The sequence below is a fragment of the Streptomyces sp. NPDC054932 genome (assembly GCF_053610205.1).
Map to the genome: position 1 here is coordinate 1 of NZ_JBSGXU010000197.1, position 14836 is coordinate 14836.

The 14836-nt window shown below is 73.2% G+C and carries 13 protein-coding genes; 5 read left to right on the top strand and 8 right to left on the bottom strand.

Features of this window, described 5'->3' with window-relative positions:
- The 3 genes from ACWGE1_RS34335 to ACWGE1_RS34345 all read left to right on the top strand — a co-directional run.
- A partial coding sequence (locus ACWGE1_RS34335) for an ABC transporter ATP-binding protein (protein WP_453424372.1) occupies positions 1–485 on the top strand: 485 nt, incomplete at its 5' end.
- Positions 472–1356, top strand: a complete 885-nt coding sequence (locus tag ACWGE1_RS34340) for an ABC transporter permease (protein WP_453424373.1) — start codon at positions 472–474, stop codon at positions 1354–1356. The genes ACWGE1_RS34335 and ACWGE1_RS34340, both read left to right, overlap by 14 nt.
- Before the next feature lie 5 nt (positions 1357–1361).
- Positions 1362–2117 carry a sirohydrochlorin chelatase gene (locus ACWGE1_RS34345; RefSeq protein ID WP_453424374.1) on the top strand — a complete coding sequence of 252 codons (756 nt, stop codon included), beginning with the start codon at positions 1362–1364 and terminating at the stop codon, positions 2115–2117.
- A gap of 1 nt (position 2118) precedes the next feature.
- Here ACWGE1_RS34345 and ACWGE1_RS34350 read toward each other — a convergent pair whose 3' ends face one another.
- The 4 genes from ACWGE1_RS34350 to ACWGE1_RS34365 all read right to left on the bottom strand — a co-directional run bounded on the left by ACWGE1_RS34350 (position 2119) and on the right by ACWGE1_RS34365 (position 7944).
- The gene (locus ACWGE1_RS34350; protein WP_453424375.1) at positions 2119–3099 is read right to left on the bottom strand and encodes an antibiotic biosynthesis monooxygenase; all 981 of its coding nucleotides are present in this window, start codon (positions 3097–3099) and stop codon (positions 2119–2121) included.
- Positions 3100–3103: 4 nt separating this feature from the next.
- Entirely contained in the window at positions 3104–5821 is a 2718-nt protein-coding gene (locus tag ACWGE1_RS34355; RefSeq protein ID WP_453424376.1) for a molybdopterin-dependent oxidoreductase, read from the bottom strand.
- On the bottom strand, positions 5818–6645 hold the full coding sequence (locus ACWGE1_RS34360; RefSeq protein WP_453424377.1) for an FAD binding domain-containing protein: 828 nt from the start codon (positions 6643–6645) through the stop codon (positions 5818–5820). Before ACWGE1_RS34360 ends, ACWGE1_RS34355 begins: the two co-directional genes overlap by 4 nt.
- Before the next feature lie 297 nt (positions 6646–6942).
- Complete coding sequence (locus ACWGE1_RS34365) at positions 6943–7944, bottom strand: ketopantoate reductase family protein (RefSeq protein ID WP_453424378.1); 1002 nt, start codon at positions 7942–7944, stop codon at positions 6943–6945.
- Positions 7945–7988: 44 nt separating this feature from the next.
- Between ACWGE1_RS34365 and ACWGE1_RS34370 the strand changes: the two genes are divergently transcribed.
- Positions 7989–8834: an aldo/keto reductase gene (locus tag ACWGE1_RS34370; protein WP_453424379.1), complete on the top strand. Its 846-nt coding sequence runs from the start codon at positions 7989–7991 to the stop codon at positions 8832–8834.
- A gap of 31 nt (positions 8835–8865) precedes the next feature.
- Here ACWGE1_RS34370 and ACWGE1_RS34375 read toward each other — a convergent pair whose 3' ends face one another.
- From ACWGE1_RS34375 to ACWGE1_RS34390, 4 genes are all read right to left on the bottom strand, one after another.
- Positions 8866–9639 (bottom strand): hypothetical protein, encoded by a 774-nt coding sequence (locus tag ACWGE1_RS34375; protein WP_453424380.1) that lies wholly within the window; start codon positions 9637–9639, stop codon positions 8866–8868.
- 100 nt (positions 9640–9739) lie between these two features.
- Positions 9740–10318 (bottom strand): DUF1697 domain-containing protein, encoded by a 579-nt coding sequence (locus ACWGE1_RS34380; protein WP_453424381.1) that lies wholly within the window; start codon positions 10316–10318, stop codon positions 9740–9742.
- A 20-nt stretch (positions 10319–10338) separates the two neighbouring features.
- On the bottom strand, positions 10339–11580 hold the full coding sequence (mgt, locus tag ACWGE1_RS34385; protein WP_453424382.1) for a macrolide-inactivating glycosyltransferase: 1242 nt from the start codon (positions 11578–11580) through the stop codon (positions 10339–10341).
- 16 nt (positions 11581–11596) lie between these two features.
- Entirely contained in the window at positions 11597–13762 is a 2166-nt protein-coding gene (locus tag ACWGE1_RS34390; protein WP_453424383.1) for an FUSC family protein, read from the bottom strand.
- 130 nt (positions 13763–13892) lie between these two features.
- Between ACWGE1_RS34390 and ACWGE1_RS34395 the strand changes: the two genes are divergently transcribed.
- Positions 13893–14756: a phosphotransferase enzyme family protein gene (locus tag ACWGE1_RS34395; protein WP_453424384.1), complete on the top strand. Its 864-nt coding sequence runs from the start codon at positions 13893–13895 to the stop codon at positions 14754–14756.
- The last annotated feature ends 80 nt before the right edge of the window (positions 14757–14836 follow it).

The window sequence follows — 14836 nt, forward strand, 5'->3', positions numbered from 1 at the left end:
AGAACATCGAACTCGCCCTGCGCCTGCGCGGGGTGACCAAGGCCGAACGCCGCCCCGAGGCCGAACGCCTCCTCGAACTCGTCCGCCTCGGCGGCGCGTACGGCAAGCGCGTCCACGAACTCTCCGGCGGCATGCGCCAGCGCGTCGCCCTGGCCCGCGCCCTCGCCCAGGACAGCCGTCTGCTCCTCATGGACGAACCCTTCGCGGCCCTCGACGCCATCACCCGTGACGTCCTGCACGGCGAACTCACCCGCATCTGGGCAGAGACGGGGCTGTCCGTCCTGTTCGTCACCCACAACGTGCGCGAGGCCGTCCGTCTCGCCCAGCGCGTGGTCCTGCTCTCCTCCCGCCCCGGACGGGTCGCCAAGGAATGGACCGTGGACATCCCGCAGCCGCGCCGCATCGAGGACGCGGACGTCGCGGAACTGTCCCTCGAGATCACTGAACACCTGCGTGGGGAGATCCGCCGCCATGGCCAGCACTGAAACGAAGGCGACCACGGACGACCTCGCGGGACTGGAAGCCGGCCTCGACGCCCTGGACGCGGTCCAGACCCACCGCACCCCGGTCCGTGAGGTCCTGGTCAAGAAGGTCCTGCCGCCACTCCTGGCGGTCGGCCTGGTCCTGGTTATCTGGGAGGTCCTCGTCTCCCTGAAGGTCACCGACGAGACGAAGCTCCCCGCCCTTTCCGCGGTGTGGGACAGCCTGTCCGACATGTGGCTGCAGGGAACCCTACTGGAGGTCATCTGGACCTCCGTCTCCCGCGGTCTGCTCGGCTTCCTGCTGGCTCTGGCCATCGGCACCCCGCTCGGCCTGCTGGTCGCCCGGGTGAAGTTCGTGCGCGCCGCGATCGGCCCGATCCTCCAGGGCCTGCAGTCCCTGCCGTCGGTGGCGTGGGTGCCGCCGGCCGTGCTCTGGTTCGGCCTCAACGACGCCATGATGTTCACGGTGATCCTGCTGGGCGCCGTCCCGTCGATCGCCAACGGCCTCGTCTCCGGCATCGACCAGGTCCCGCCGCTGTTCCTGCGGGCCGGCCGCACGCTCGGCGCCACGGGTCTGCGCGGAGCCTGGCACGTGGTCATGCCGGCCGCGCTGCCCGGCTACATCGCCGGTCTCAAGCAGGGCTGGGCCTTCTCCTGGCGCTCGCTGATGGCCGCCGAGATCATCGCCTCCTCCCCCGACCTCGGCCTCGGCCTCGGCCAGCTCCTGGAGAACGGCCGCAACAACATCGACCTGCCCGGCGTCTTCCTCGCGATCATCCTGATCCTCGTCGTCGGCATCGCCATCGACCTGCTGATCTTCAGCCCCATCGAGCGGTACGTCCTGCGCAGCCGCGGCCTCCTGGTGAAGAGCTGAGCCGCATGGCGCCCGTGCTCCTGGTCATCGCCCACGGCAGCCGCGATCCGCGGCACGCCGCGACCGTGCACGCCCTCACCCGGCGGGTGCGGGCGCTGCGGCCCGGACTGCGGGTGGAGACGGCCTTCCTGGACTTCAACGCCCCGCGCGTCGAGCAGGTGCTGTCGGCACTGCACGCCGACGGCGTCCGTGACGTGGTGGCCCTGCCGCTGCTGCTGACCCGGGCCTTCCACGCGAAGGCCGACATCCCGGCGGCGCTGTCGGACGCGCTGACCCGCCTGCCGGGCCTCTCGGTCTCGGTGGCGGACGTCCTCGGACCGTCCCCGCTCCTGCTGACCGCGCTCGAACGCCGGCTCTCCGAAGCCGGCCTCACACCGGCGGACCGCGCCACCACCGCAGTGGTGCTCGCGTCCGCCGGCTCCACCGACCCGGAGGCGATCGCAGTGATCGCTGAAACCGCGCGGGAGTGGCGGCACACCGGTTGGTGCGCCGTGCGGCCTGCGTTCGCCTCCGCTGCTCTCCCCCGTACGGAGGACGCCGTACGGGCCCTGCGCGCCGAGGGCTTCGCCCGGGTGGCGGTGGCTCCGTACGTCATCGCCCCGGGCCGCCTCCCGGACCGCATCGCGGCCGGCGCCGAGGCCGCGGGCGCGGACGTCGTCGCGGACGTCCTGGGCGCGGCCCCGGAACTGGCGCGGCTGCTGCTGAGCCGCTTCGACGCGGCCGCCACCGCCCCCGCCCTGCTGCCCGCCCTGACGGCGTAGGTCAGGGCAGGGTCCAGATCCGGGTGGTCACCAGGTAGAAGACCACGACCCAGAAGGCGAGCAGGACGGCGACGATCCCGATGCCGATGAGGTTGGTCCTGGCCGCCGGTTCGTCCGGCGACGGGCGCAACCACCGCCCCAGCAGCGGGTTCACGTAGTAGGGCATCGTGAAGAAGCTCATGACGAGGCTCGACAGCAGGTTCCCCACGAGCAGGCCGAGCCAGAGCGGCATCTTCAGCGGTGACGTGGCGAGCGCCAGGAGGACGACGGTCGGGTACAGGCCGACCCAGACCGCGATGGCGGTCTTGGTGACCGAGGGCGGGGGCGCTTCCCGGCCGTTCTCCTCGAAGGCGAACCAGCTGCCGAAGGAGTTGTCGATCGTGCGCAGCTTGAAGTCGAAGTTCTTTCCCTCGGCAAGGACCTGCTGCCTCCTGTCCGAGGTCAGCCAGGCGTCGAGGTGCTCGGCGTTGTCGAACCGGTACAGCGTGGTCCATTCCTCCTGGACCCCCTCGATGGGTGGGAAGAACTCGCTTCCGCGGAAGCCTTCGAACTTGCTCTCCGCCTCGTTCATCCGGCGCTGCCAGGAGAGGAAGTCATCGACGTGCTCCGGGTGGACGCGGTGGGTGATCACCACGGTCACCAGCGGGTCCTGCGCCGGTGCGTGGCCGCTGACCACCTGCTGGGTTCCGGGGCCGTCGAGGTACTTGTCGCCGGCTTCGAGGAGTCCCTGCCGGGTCGGGCTGTTGATCCACGCCTGCAGGTGGGGTATCGAGTCGTACCGGTAGACCACGACCCACTCGGGTTGCAGGGGTGTCGGCGGGGCGACCTCGACGCCGAGGTACCCGTCGTACGCGGCGGCGGCGGCGTTGACGTCCTGCTGCCACGTCTCGTACTCCTCCTCCCGTCCGGGCAGGACCTTCTGGGCGATGATCGCCGTGGCCTCGGCGTCCTCTCCACGTTCTGCGTGCTTGTCGGTGTCCATGTGCTCAGGCCTTCGAGTGCGACCGCTTCTCGCCGAGCCGGCCGTAGATCCGTTCCGGTGTCAGCGGCAGGGCCCGGTAGCGGATTCCCGTGGCGTCCTGGAGGGCGTTCGCCAGTGCGGGGGCCACCGGGTTGATGCTGCATTCCGCCATTCCCTTCGCCCGCATCGGCCCGACGGAGTCCGCGGAGCCCACCAGGAGCACCTCGGTGCGCGGCACGTCGGCGTAGGTGGGGATGCGGTAGTTGCGCAGGTTCGGGTTGACCACGGCCCCGTTCGCGTCGAGGCGGAGGTTCTCGGTCAGCACGAAGCCGATTCCCTGGGCGACGGCGCCTTCCACCTGTCCCCGTACCTGCGCGGGGTTGATGACGACGCCGGCGTCGACCGCCTGGACGCTGTGGAGGACCTGGATCTCACCGGTCACCCGGTGGACCGCGATCCGGAACCCGTGTGCGTTGGAGACGGCGCTCCGGGGCGATCCGTAGGCCTTGCGGGCCGCGGTGAAGCGGATGCCGCGCGCCCGTGCCAGCGCGACGAGTTCGGCCAGCGAAACCCGCTGTTCCCCGCAGACGACGCCGTCGTCGTCCATCGAGCACATCACGGGGTGGATGCCCGTGTGGGCGGCGGCGAATTCCAGGACGCGGTCGCGCACGGCGGTGCTCGCCCGCAGGACCGCGTTGCCCGCGACGAAGAGGCCCGCGCTCGCGAAGGCTCCGGTGTCGAATCCCGTGCGGTCGGTGTCGGACTGCACGAGGCGGATCCGCGACGGGGTGGTGCCCAGCTGGTCGGCGGCGATCTGGACATGGGCGGTCGAGGTGCCCTCGCCGAATTCGACCGTGCCGACGGCGACCTCGTAGACGAGGTCGTCGCCGAGCGTCACCCAGGCCTCCGAGATGTGTTCGGTCGGGGGTGCGGTCTCGTGCAGGGAGGCCGCGACGCCCGACCCGACGAGCCAGTCCGGGCCGAGCTGCGGGTCTGCGGCCGTCCGGGCCAGGGCCCGGTCCACCAGGTCGATGCACTGCGCGAGGCCGTCCTCGCTGAACGCCACGTCGTCGGGGCCGTCGTGCAGGGCGACGAGCGGGTCGCCCGGCCGCACGATGTTGCGGCGGCGCAGTTCGAGCGGATCCATGTGCAGGGCGAGGGCCAGTTCGTGCATCGCCGATTCCACGGCGAAGGCGGGCTGCGTCATCCCGTACCCGCGCAGCGCGCCGCTCGGCACGGTGTTGGTGTAGACGGAGTACGCGTCGTACTTCTTGTTGGGGCAGCGGTAGATCATGACGGCCGCCCCGCCCGCGAACAGGGTTTCGCCGCCGTGGTTCCCGTAGGCGCCCGTGTTCGACACGTTGCGGACCTGGAACGCGGTGAGCGTGCCGTCCGCCTTCGCGCCCAGCTTGACCGTCAGCGTCATGGGATGCCGCGGCGAGGCCGTGGTGAACTCCTCCTCGCGGGTGTACTCGAAGCACACGGGCCGCCCGGTGTCCAGTGCGGCGAGCGCGGCCAGGTCCTCCGAGATGACCTCCTGCTTGCCGCCGAACCCGCCGCCCACGCGCTTGCAGAACACGCGGAGCTGGTCGGGGCGCAGCGCGAACAGGTGGGCGAGTTTGACCTTGGCGATGGAGGGCGACTGTGAGCTGGTGCGCACGATCAGGCGGCCGTCCTCCATCCAGGCGATCGAGCCGTGGGTCTCCAGGTGCGCGTGTTGCACGCGCGGTGAGGAGTACGTGCCTTCGTGGATCACGTCGGCCTCGGCGAAGCCCGCGTCCACGTCTCCGATGTGCGAATGGATCTCCAGCAGGACGTTGTGGACGGGATCGCGCACGAAGGGGTCGTCAGCACCGTGGATCTGGGGAGCCCCCTCGGCCATGGCCTCCTCAGGTTCGAACACCGCGGGCAGCACCTCGTACTCGACGGCGACCCTCCGGCAGCCCTCCTCCGCGGCCCCGGGGGTGTCGGCGAGGACCGCGACGACGCGCTGGCCGGCGAAGCGGACCGTCCGGTCGAGGATGAGGGTGTCGTCCGGGTCGACCAGATGGTCGGTGTGGATCGCGGTGGTGAAGCGTCTGCGCGGCACGTCCTCCCAGGTGTAGACGCGCTGTACGCCGGGAACCGCGAGGGCGGCGCTCCTGTCGATCGACAGGATCCGGGCGTGCGCGTGCGGCGAGTGCAGCACCTTGAGGTGCAGCATGCCCTCCATGCGGGTGTCCATCGTGAACTCGGCGCGGCCCGTCACCACGTCGTCGGCGGCCGGTGCGCCGACGCTCGTTCCGACGGCCTTTCCCGGCTTGGCGCTCTCCACGCCGACGACGCCGCGCACGGCGTCCTCGATCCCCCGGTAGCCGGTGCAGCGGCAGAGGTTGCCCTTCAAGGCCCGGGGCAGATCCGCCTTCTGGGCCTCGGTGAAGGTCGCCGAGGTCATGATCATCCCTGCGGTGCAGAAACCGCACTGGAATCCCGGGGCGTCGCGGAACTGCCGCTGCATCGGATGCAGCCGGCCGGGTGCGCCCAGTCCCTCGATGGTGGTCACCTCACGGCCGTCGGCGCGGAAGGCGGGGGTGATGCAGCTGTGCACGGGACTGCCGTCCAGCCATACCGTGCAGGCACCGCAATCTCCCGCGTCACAGCCCTTCTTCACGCCGTGGTGGCCGAGCGAGCGCAGGAAGGTGCGCAGGCACTGTCCCGGCGCCGGCTCCTCGCCGAAGCTCCTGCCGTTCACGCGGTACGTCATGTCGACCCTCCGGCCACGAGTTCACGGCGGATCTCCTCGGCGAAGTGCTTCGTCAGATGGCGGCGGTGTTCGGGGGTGCCGTTGGGATCGTCGAACCAGACGTCGGCGGGAATGACGTCGATGCTCTGCTGCAGGGTCGGGGCGTCGGGCATGGTGTCGAAGACCATGCGGACGGGTCTGGTGGTGCCGGCGGTGACGGTGAGCAGCAGGTCGTTGCTCCCGGGCGTGCGCGTGCCGATGAGGAACACCGTCGAACGGCCGAGGCGGGTGAGCGTGAAACGGCGGTGCGCGGCGCGTTTGCGCAGGGCGTGCACCGGGATCTCGATGCGCCGCAGGATCTCCCCGGGCACGAGGACGTTCCGGTGGTCGCCGGTGACGAAGTCGAGGGCGTCGACGGTGCGCGTGGCCCCGTCGGGGTCCCACAGTTCGTACCGCGCCTCCAGCGCGACCGTCAGCGTGATCATCGGGCCGGCCGGCAGGGACATGCAGATGTTTCCGCCGACGGTCGCCGCGTTCCAGACCTTGAACGAGGACAGGAACGCCTCGCAGCTCGTCCGGAACAGGGGGCCCGCGGTCCAGTCGGCCGGGGGCCGGAAGGCGTAGAGGTCACGGACGGTGCAGGTTGCACCGATCTCGAGGCCCTTGTCGCCCGGGACGAGGGGGTCCCACCGCAGCGCGGTCAGGTCGACCAGGCGGCGCAGGTCCGGCTGCTCCGCCGAGAACAGCCACGTCCCGCCCGCGAGCCAGGCATCCCCCTCGCGCCATTGCGCGCCCGGCCGCTCGGGCGGGCGCCGGACGACTTCGGTGATCGTGTTGAGGTCCACGGGGATCGCTCTCCCTCACGACGGCAACCGTGTGACGGACCGTCCACCGGCCTGCGGTGGGCGCGGGCAGCGTGACCACCCCGGGCCACCGCACCGCGTTCGCGCCGAAGCCCGCGTCGGCCACGAGCCGGCACCCTTCGACGCCGCATCGCATCCCGATCGACTCCGGCCGCTGCGACGGCAGGGGCCGGACACTTCGACGAGGACCGGCGGACGTAGAGACTCCTCCTCAGCGTATCCCCGACCGCCGCCGCCCCGCCAAGCGCAACCGCCGGGCGCAGCCGCTAGGCGCAGCCGCTAGGCGCGAGCGGCGGCCTCGTCGGCGAGGGCCGTGAGGTCCTCGATGGACATCGCGCCCGGCGGCAGACCCTCCCGGGCGAAGATGTTCGCCGCGTGCCGCAGGACGTCGTTGACCGGGGTCGGCACCCCGTGCAGACGGCCCAGCAGGGAGATCTCCCCGTTGAGGTAGTCCGCCTCCACCGAGCCCGTTCCCCGCGCCAGGCTCTGCCAGGACGAGCCGCCCCGAACGCCCGCCGGCTGCTCCACCTTGCCGTCGCGGGCCACCGACTGCTCGGCGTCCGAGGCGTACGCGATGCCCGCCGCCCCGAAGGCGGCCTTCCCCTCGCGGACGGCCCGCAGCAGCAGCGCCGCCTTCGCCGGGTCCGGCTCCGGCCCGGTCGTCGCCTGGACGGCGTTGCCCAGGTTGCCCAGCAGCTTCGCGTACTTCCACCGCATCACGTCCTCGACCTGCGGCGCCTCGAAACCGGCCTTGCCGAGGTCCGCCGCGACGGCCCGGGTCACGGCGTCCGTGCCGCCCGCCGCCCGGCCGAGGTGCAGGATGCCGGTCAGCGGGGCGCACAGCGCCGAGACCACGCCCGGCTCCAGGAAGGTGGCGGGCAGCCACACGCACACCCCGTACACGCGCGCGAAGCGCCGCAGCGCCAGCCGCTCGCTCTCCACGCCGTTCTGCGCGCACAGCACCGGCAGCCGCTGCGCCGCCGTGCCGCCGCCCGCGACCTCGGCGTCGCCCCACGCGTCGAGCGCGGCGATGGCGTCCTGGGTCTTCACGGACAGCAACAGCACGTCGTCGGGGCGCAGTTCACCCAGTTCGTCCGGCCCGGCGACCACGGGCAGCCGGTGCACCCGGGTCCCGTCGGCCGTCGTGAGCCGCAGCCCGTCGGCCCGCAGGGCCTGCGCGTGCGCCCCGCGTGCGACGAGTACGACCTCGCCGCCCGCCTCCGCGAGCCGTCCGCCGATGGTGGCGCCGACCGCGCCCGCGCCGATGATGATGTAACGCATGCCACGAGCCTGGCACATCCCGCGCCCCGGGATACCGTCGGGGCATGGTGAACGGGGTAATGGATCTGGGCGGGGAGTTGCCCGTACGGCGGCTCGGGCTCGGCACGGGCGGTCTGGTGGGCCCCGGCTACTGGGGTCCGCGCGGCGGCCGCTCCGACGCCCGGGCGCTGCTGGCCGCGGCGGTGGAGCGCGGGGTCACCCTCATCGACACCGCCGACAACTACGGCCCCGGGCTGGCCGAGGAGCTGATCGCCGAGGCCCTGCACCCGTACGGGGAGGGGCTCGTCATCGCCACCAAGGGCGGGGTGGTGCGCACCGGGCCCGATCGGTGGCATGCGGCGGGCCGCCCGGAGCAGTTGCGGGAGCAGTGCCGGGCGAGCCTGCGGCGGCTGCGCGTGGACCGGATCGACCTCTACCAGCTGCACCGTTTCGATCCCGCCGTGCCGATGGCCGAACAGCTGGGCGTGCTGGCGGAGTTGCGGGAGGCGGGCCTGATCCGGCACATCGGGCTGGACACCGTCACCGCGGGGCAGTTGCGGTCGGCTCTGGAGTCGACCCCGATCGCCTCGGTGCAGAACCCGTACAACCTGCTGGACCGCGGCTCGGCGGAGGTGCTCGCGCTGTGCGAGGCGCACGGGATCGCCTTCCTCCCGTACTACCCCCTCGGGAGCGGCGCCCTGACCCGCGCGGGTGCGGCGGCCCTGACCGCGGTGGCCGCGGCCCACGGGGCGGGCCCGGGCCGGATCGCCCTGGCGTGGCTGCTGCACCACTCCCCCGTCCTGTGCCCGACCCCGGGGACCGGTTCCCTCGCGCACCTGGCGGAGAACCTGGACGCGGCGGCGATCCGGCTCACGGCCCGCGAGGTGGAGCTGCTGGACGCGCTCGCCTGAACGCCCGGGGCCGGGGGCGGCCAGGACGCGGTCAGGTCACGTCGGTGCGCAGGTGGGTGCGGGCGGTCTCGAAGAGGTCGGGCAGCGCCGTGGCCTCGTCCAGGTACTGGTCCTCGGCCAGGAGTTGGTAGACCTGACCGTGCCGGCCCGCCGCGAAGAGCTCGATGCGGCGTGCGGGGGCGCTCTTGCCCTCCCAGCGGAAGTCCAGGTCGAGCCGGACGGTCGTTTCGCCGCCCAGCTCCTCGGCCCGGCTCCGCGAGGTCAGGTCCAGCATCTTGGACTCGGCGGCATTCCGGTACCAGGCGAGCTGGCCGATGGAGGCCGCCTGGGCGGTGCTGCCGTGGGTGCCGTCCCGTTTGACGCCGATCACGTAGCGGCTGTCGGGGGAGATCCAGTTGACGCGCAGCGCGTCGTCCTCCTTGATCTTCCATCCGTCGGGCACGGCGAGGGAGGCGGTGAGCGCCGTCGCGTCGACCCTGTGCCAGCCCGCCGGGGCCGGTGGGGGCGGCGCCACGGGGGTGGGCCGGGCCGTCGGCGTACCGGTGGCCGTCGCCGTGGGGCCGGCCGACGGTCTCTCGGCGGGCGGCTCGGATGTGCCGCCCGGAGCGCCCGGGGCGGCCGGTGTGCGTGCCGGACCACCGGTCCCGCCGCCGTTCCCGCCACCGGTCAGCCCGAACAGGCCGAAGACCAGGGCCGCCAGCGCGGTCGCGGCCGACACGACGGCGGCCACCTCCGCCATCCGCCGGGTCCGGCCGGCGCGTGGTGCGGACGGCGTGTCGTCCCCCGCGGGCAGGATCTCGCTCATGGGTCCCCCTCCCCATCCTCCTGATCCCATTGAAAGCGAACAGGGCCTGATCCGGGGGGAGTTCGGGTCAGAACCCGGTGGGCAACCGGTGGGCAGCCGGTCAGGAACCGGTCAGCTCCACGAGTTTGGCGACGGTGTTCCAGTTGCGGGTGGTCACGTCGATGCCCTTGACGACGGCGGGCTTGGCAAGGGCCTCGGCGAGCTTGGAGCGGCCCAGACCGTCGGGGACGTACAGGTAGAGGACGCGGTCGCCGAGCCGGTACTCCTCGGGGAGGTACGCGGCTTCGTCGAGCGCGGCGAAGCGCTCCGGGCCGGGCTGTTCGGACCAGAAGGTGGCGTGCAGCTGCTTGCCCTCCAGCTCCGCGGCCGGGAAGGGGCAGGCCCCGGCGACGGCGCGCAGGTACGCGCCGTCCACCACCAGGCAGGCCACGCGGAAGCCGAAGCGGGCCTCGATGGCCGCCTCGAGCTCCCGGGCGAGGGCCGCCGGGTCCTGCTCCGCGGCGCTGAAGACGGCGTTGCCGCTCTGCAGGTACGTCTGCACGTCGCCGTGGCCGAGCCCCTCCAGGAGGGACCGCAGTTCCGCCATCGGGACCTTCTTGCTCCCGCCGACATTGATCCCGCGCAGCAGCGCCGCGTACTTCTTCGCCGTGGCCTTCTCGGTCGTGCCCTTCTTCGCCATGGGCGCACCCTAAGACCCGGCTATGACAATTCGGCCTCGATGAGGTCGGCGGCCTGCCGCGTGCCGCCCTCGGTCGCCATCTGCGCACGGACGGCCTCGGCGCGGGCGGCGACCCCGGGATCGGCGACCAGCTGGAGGACGGCCTCGCGCAGGGTCCTCGCGTCCGCCTCCGCCATGGGGACGTGGCGCGCCACGCCCAGCGAGACGAGCATGTCGGCGTTGCCGAACTGGTCGACGGCCTGCGGGACGGCGACCATCGGGGTTGCGGTGGCGAGCCCCTCCTGGCTGCCGCCGGCGCCCGCGTGGGTGATGAAGGCGTCGGCACTGCGCAGGATGTCCAGCTGGGGGACCCAGCGGTGGACCTCCACGTTGGCGGGGACCGGGCCCAGGTCGGCCTCGTCGGTGAACCTGCCGATCTGCAGGACGACGTACCAGTCCGGCAGGTCCGCGAAGGCCTCGATGCAGGCGCGGTAGAAGGCGGGCTGCTTGGTGAAGGCCGAGCCGAGCGAGACGAGCACGATCTTCCTGCCCTCGGCACCCGCGGGCCGGTGCCAGCCGCCCCGGGTCGCGCTGCGGTCGCCCTGGCAGGCCCCGACGAAGGTGTGGACGGAGGTGTCGACGCGGTCGGCGTGCGGCTGGAGTGCCCGGGGGATCAGGACGAGCCCTCGGCGCGGGCGTCCCTGGAAGCGGTCGACCTGGTCGCCGAGGCCGTTCTCGGTGAGCCAGGCCGCGAACGCGGCGTAGTAGGCCCGGCCGCGCTCGGATGCCTTGAGCTCGGCGAACATCGGCCCGGCCACCTCCTCCTCGTACCCCTCCCAGGCGACCAGGTTCGGCGAGAGGGAGACGGCGGGGACTCCCCAGCGGTGGGCGAGCACGGGGGCGGGGTAGGAGGTGATGTCGTGGAGGACGAGGTCGGGCTCGTCACCCTCGAAGGCGGCGGCCAGCTGCGGGAGCGCCTGGACGGCGTCCTTCAGGAAGGGCTCCAGGTTGTCGATGAGCTCGGTGCCCCATGCCTCCGGCTCGTCGTCGGTGGGGAGGGTGGAGGTGTAGATCACGGGCGTGGCGCCGGTCTCCGCGATCTTCTCGGCGAAGGAGGCGGGGATGGCGTAGCTGACGCGGTGGCCCCGGGCCACGAGTTCGCGGATCACCTCGATGCTCGGGTTCACGTGCCCGTGGGCGGCGATGGAGAACATGGCGATGTGGGCGGGCTTGGCTGCGGTCATGATCGAACAATAAACGAGACGAGACGTCTCGTGCAACATCTTTCGCCGGTCCGGCCTACTCGGACGGACCCGCAGGGCTCTTCGAAGGGGACGGACCGGGCGGGTGATCCGAGGCCGTGACGCGCGCGAGATCGGCGTTGAGCGATTCGAGCCAGGCCAGGGCCGCGAAGAACCGCGGCGAGGAGACACCCGGCAGGTCGTCCGCGGCGGGCCCTGCGGACGGGGGCGCGCCCTGCGGATCCCAGGCGTCCGGCCCCGCCCCCACCGCCGCGCGCTGCGCCGCCTTTCGCATCCGCGCGGCCACCCCGTCGGCCCGGCCGTCCAGCCGGACGGCGTTCTCCGGTCCCACGGCCGGGCCTCCGCGGACGATCAGCCGCCGCGAACCCCACATCACGTGATGGCCGGTCATCATCGCCGCCTGCCAGTCCGTCCTGGGATGGAGGCCGTCCCGCGTCCGCGGCTCGCTCTGGTGCTGCGCGAACGCGGTCTCCGCCATCGTCAGCGCGTGCTGCAGCGGCCGGTCGTCGGGGACGTGCCCCGGTCCGCCCTCCACCACGACGGCCGTGGTCCGCTCGACCGCGTCGGCCTCCGCCGTCAGCAGCAGGGAGACCGCCCGGTGCAGCTCCCGCTCCGCCCCGCGCGGCCAGGCCAGCAGCCCGAACACGACGCCGATCATGCTGCCGATGAGGACGTCCAGCATCCTGACCTCGGCCAGCTGCCACGTCACGGGGGCCAGCTGCGCGAAGACGAATGCCACCACGAGGGTGAACATGCCCTGGGCCCAGCCCACGCCCCGTACCGGCCCCACCCGGAAGGCCGTGAACATCACGAACGGCAGGGCGATGGCGTAGACGATGGTGTGGTCGCCGATCAGGGCCAGCAGACCCCCCGTGATCAGGGCGCCGAGCAGGGTGCCCAGGAGCGCCTCCCGTACGGTCGCCCGGGTCTGGGAGGCCGTGGTCCGGGTCAGGCTGAGGACGGCCAGCATCGCCCAGAAGCCGTGCGGCAGCGAGTCCACGCCCGCGATCGTGCGGGCGGCGGCGAGCGCAAGGCTGATCCGTACGGCGTTCTGGAAGTGCACGGACCGGGGCCCGGCGTGTCCCGCCAGCCGGTGCCACCACAGCCGTGGGGCGAGCTGACCGGCGTACCAGAAACGGCCGGCGTCGATGAAGTCGGGGACCTGCGCGCGCCGGCCCCGTACCGCCAGCTCGGCCGCCGTCGCCAGGGCCACCGCGGCGTCCGCCACCTCCAGCAGCGCCGCCCGGCGGCGGCCCCGCGCCGCGGTCGTGGGCGGCTCCCGCGCGGCGGCCGACGCGGCCTCCTCCCGCACCTGCCGCAGGGCCGCGGCGGCTTCGGTCGTGTCGGACGTGCCGTCCAGCAGGGCGGCGGCCTCCGTCACGGCCCGGCCGACCGGGGTCAGCACCTCGGGCTCCTGCTCCGGCGGCAGCCGGCCCGGGGGCGCGGGCGCAGGCGGCGGGAGGTTCACCAAGCGGCCCAGGAGCGTACGGGCGGCCAGGCCCACGTGGGCGAGGGCGCGGTCCCGCAGGCCCGGCCCGGCGGGACGGTCGGCCGGGTCGACCCGGAAGGGCCGCAGCGTCTCGCCGGCCGCCCGGGCACTCTCCGCCGAGGCGGCGGACAGCGTGTACGGGGCGCGGCCCAGCTCGGCGGCGCAGCGGGCGGCGGTGCCGGACGCCTCGGCGGCCAGCCGCCGGTAGGTGGGCCCCGGCTCCTCGGGCAGGACGAAGGCCTCGGCGAGCATCAGCAGCAGCAGACCGAAGGTCGCCCCCACGAGCCGTTCACCGAGGGTGTCCGGCGCGTAGGGCGGGAAGCACGGCAGGATGTAGAGCAGCTGCAGGCCGGGAGCGGCGCCCGCCGCGCGGGGCCCGGCCGCCGCCACGAAGGCCAGGGCGAAACCGATCAGCAGCATGCCCACCACGGCGGTCCAGGTCCGGATCGCGAGGTAGGTGCCGATCGTCAGCAGCACCCAGGCCACGGGCGTGGTCCTGATCAGGACGGCCACCCGCTGGCGCCCGGTGCCGGGGATGTGGGAGAGCGCCGCCATAGAGACCACGCCGAACAGGGCGTACGTCGCCGCCACGGGCCGGTCCAGTGCGTACAGGCACACGAAGAACGAGGCGCACGCGGCGAGGGTGGTGCGCAGGGCGCGCCGCGCCACGACCGAGGGGCCGCGGCCGGCGCGTCCGTCTTGTTCGGCGCCCATGACTCCAGCATCGGGCCACCTGCCGGATGCCACCACATACTGGCTGACGACAGCGGATCCACGGCGGCCGGATCAACGGCCGGAGCAGTGACGGGATCACGGGAGTGCGGCGAAGGGGGAGACCGGCGGTATGGACGAGGCGCGGGCGCGGGACGTACTGGCGGCGGCGGGCCTGACCCGGGGCGTACCCGGGGAGGCGGTCCTCCTCGCGCTCGGCGAGAACGCGGTCTTCGCCGTCGGCGACCTGGTGGTCAAGGTGGGCCGGGAGGCGGCGCTGCTGGCGCGGGCCGAGCGGGAACTCGCGGTGTCCGGCTGGTTCGCCGCGTCCGGGATCCCGGCGGTCCGCGCGGCCGAGCCGAAGCCGCGGCTGGTGGACGGGCATCCGCTCACCCTGTGGCACCGGCTGCCGGACGCGGTGCGGCCGGCGGGGCCCGGGGACCTGGCGGTGCTGCTGCGGCTGGTGCACGCACTGCCCGAGCCGCCGTTCGCGCTGCCCGCGCGGGACCTGCTGGGCGGGGTCGAGCGCTGGCTTCGGCTGGCCGGGGACTGTGTCGACCCGGCGGACGCGGCCTACCTGCGGGCCCGCCGGGACGCCTACGCCGGCGAGGTGGCGGCCCTGACCCCCCGCCTGCCCCCGGGCCCGGTCCACGGCGACGCCCTGCCCCGCAACGTCCACGTGGGCCCGGACGGCCCGGCCCTGGTCGACCTGGAGACCGTGTCGGCGGATCTGCGCGAGCACGACCTGGTCGTGATGGCGCTCTCCCGCGACCGGTACGGCATGCCCGGCGAGGAGTACGAGGCCTTCGTGGAGGCGTACGGATGGGACGTCCGCGACTGGGAGGGCTGCGCGGTCCTGCGCGGCGCCCGGGAGACGGCCAGCTGCGCCTGGGTCGCCCAGCACGCCCCCGCCAACCCGCAGGCACGGGCCGAATTCCGCCGTCGCGTGGCCTCCCTCAGGGACGGCGACCGGCAATCGCGATGGCATTCGTTCTAGGGGGTGTCCGCAAAGCAGCGCCGGCGCCCGGAAGGCGTGGCCCGCGGCGTCCGGCACGGTGCATCGCAAGGCGGAGAAGC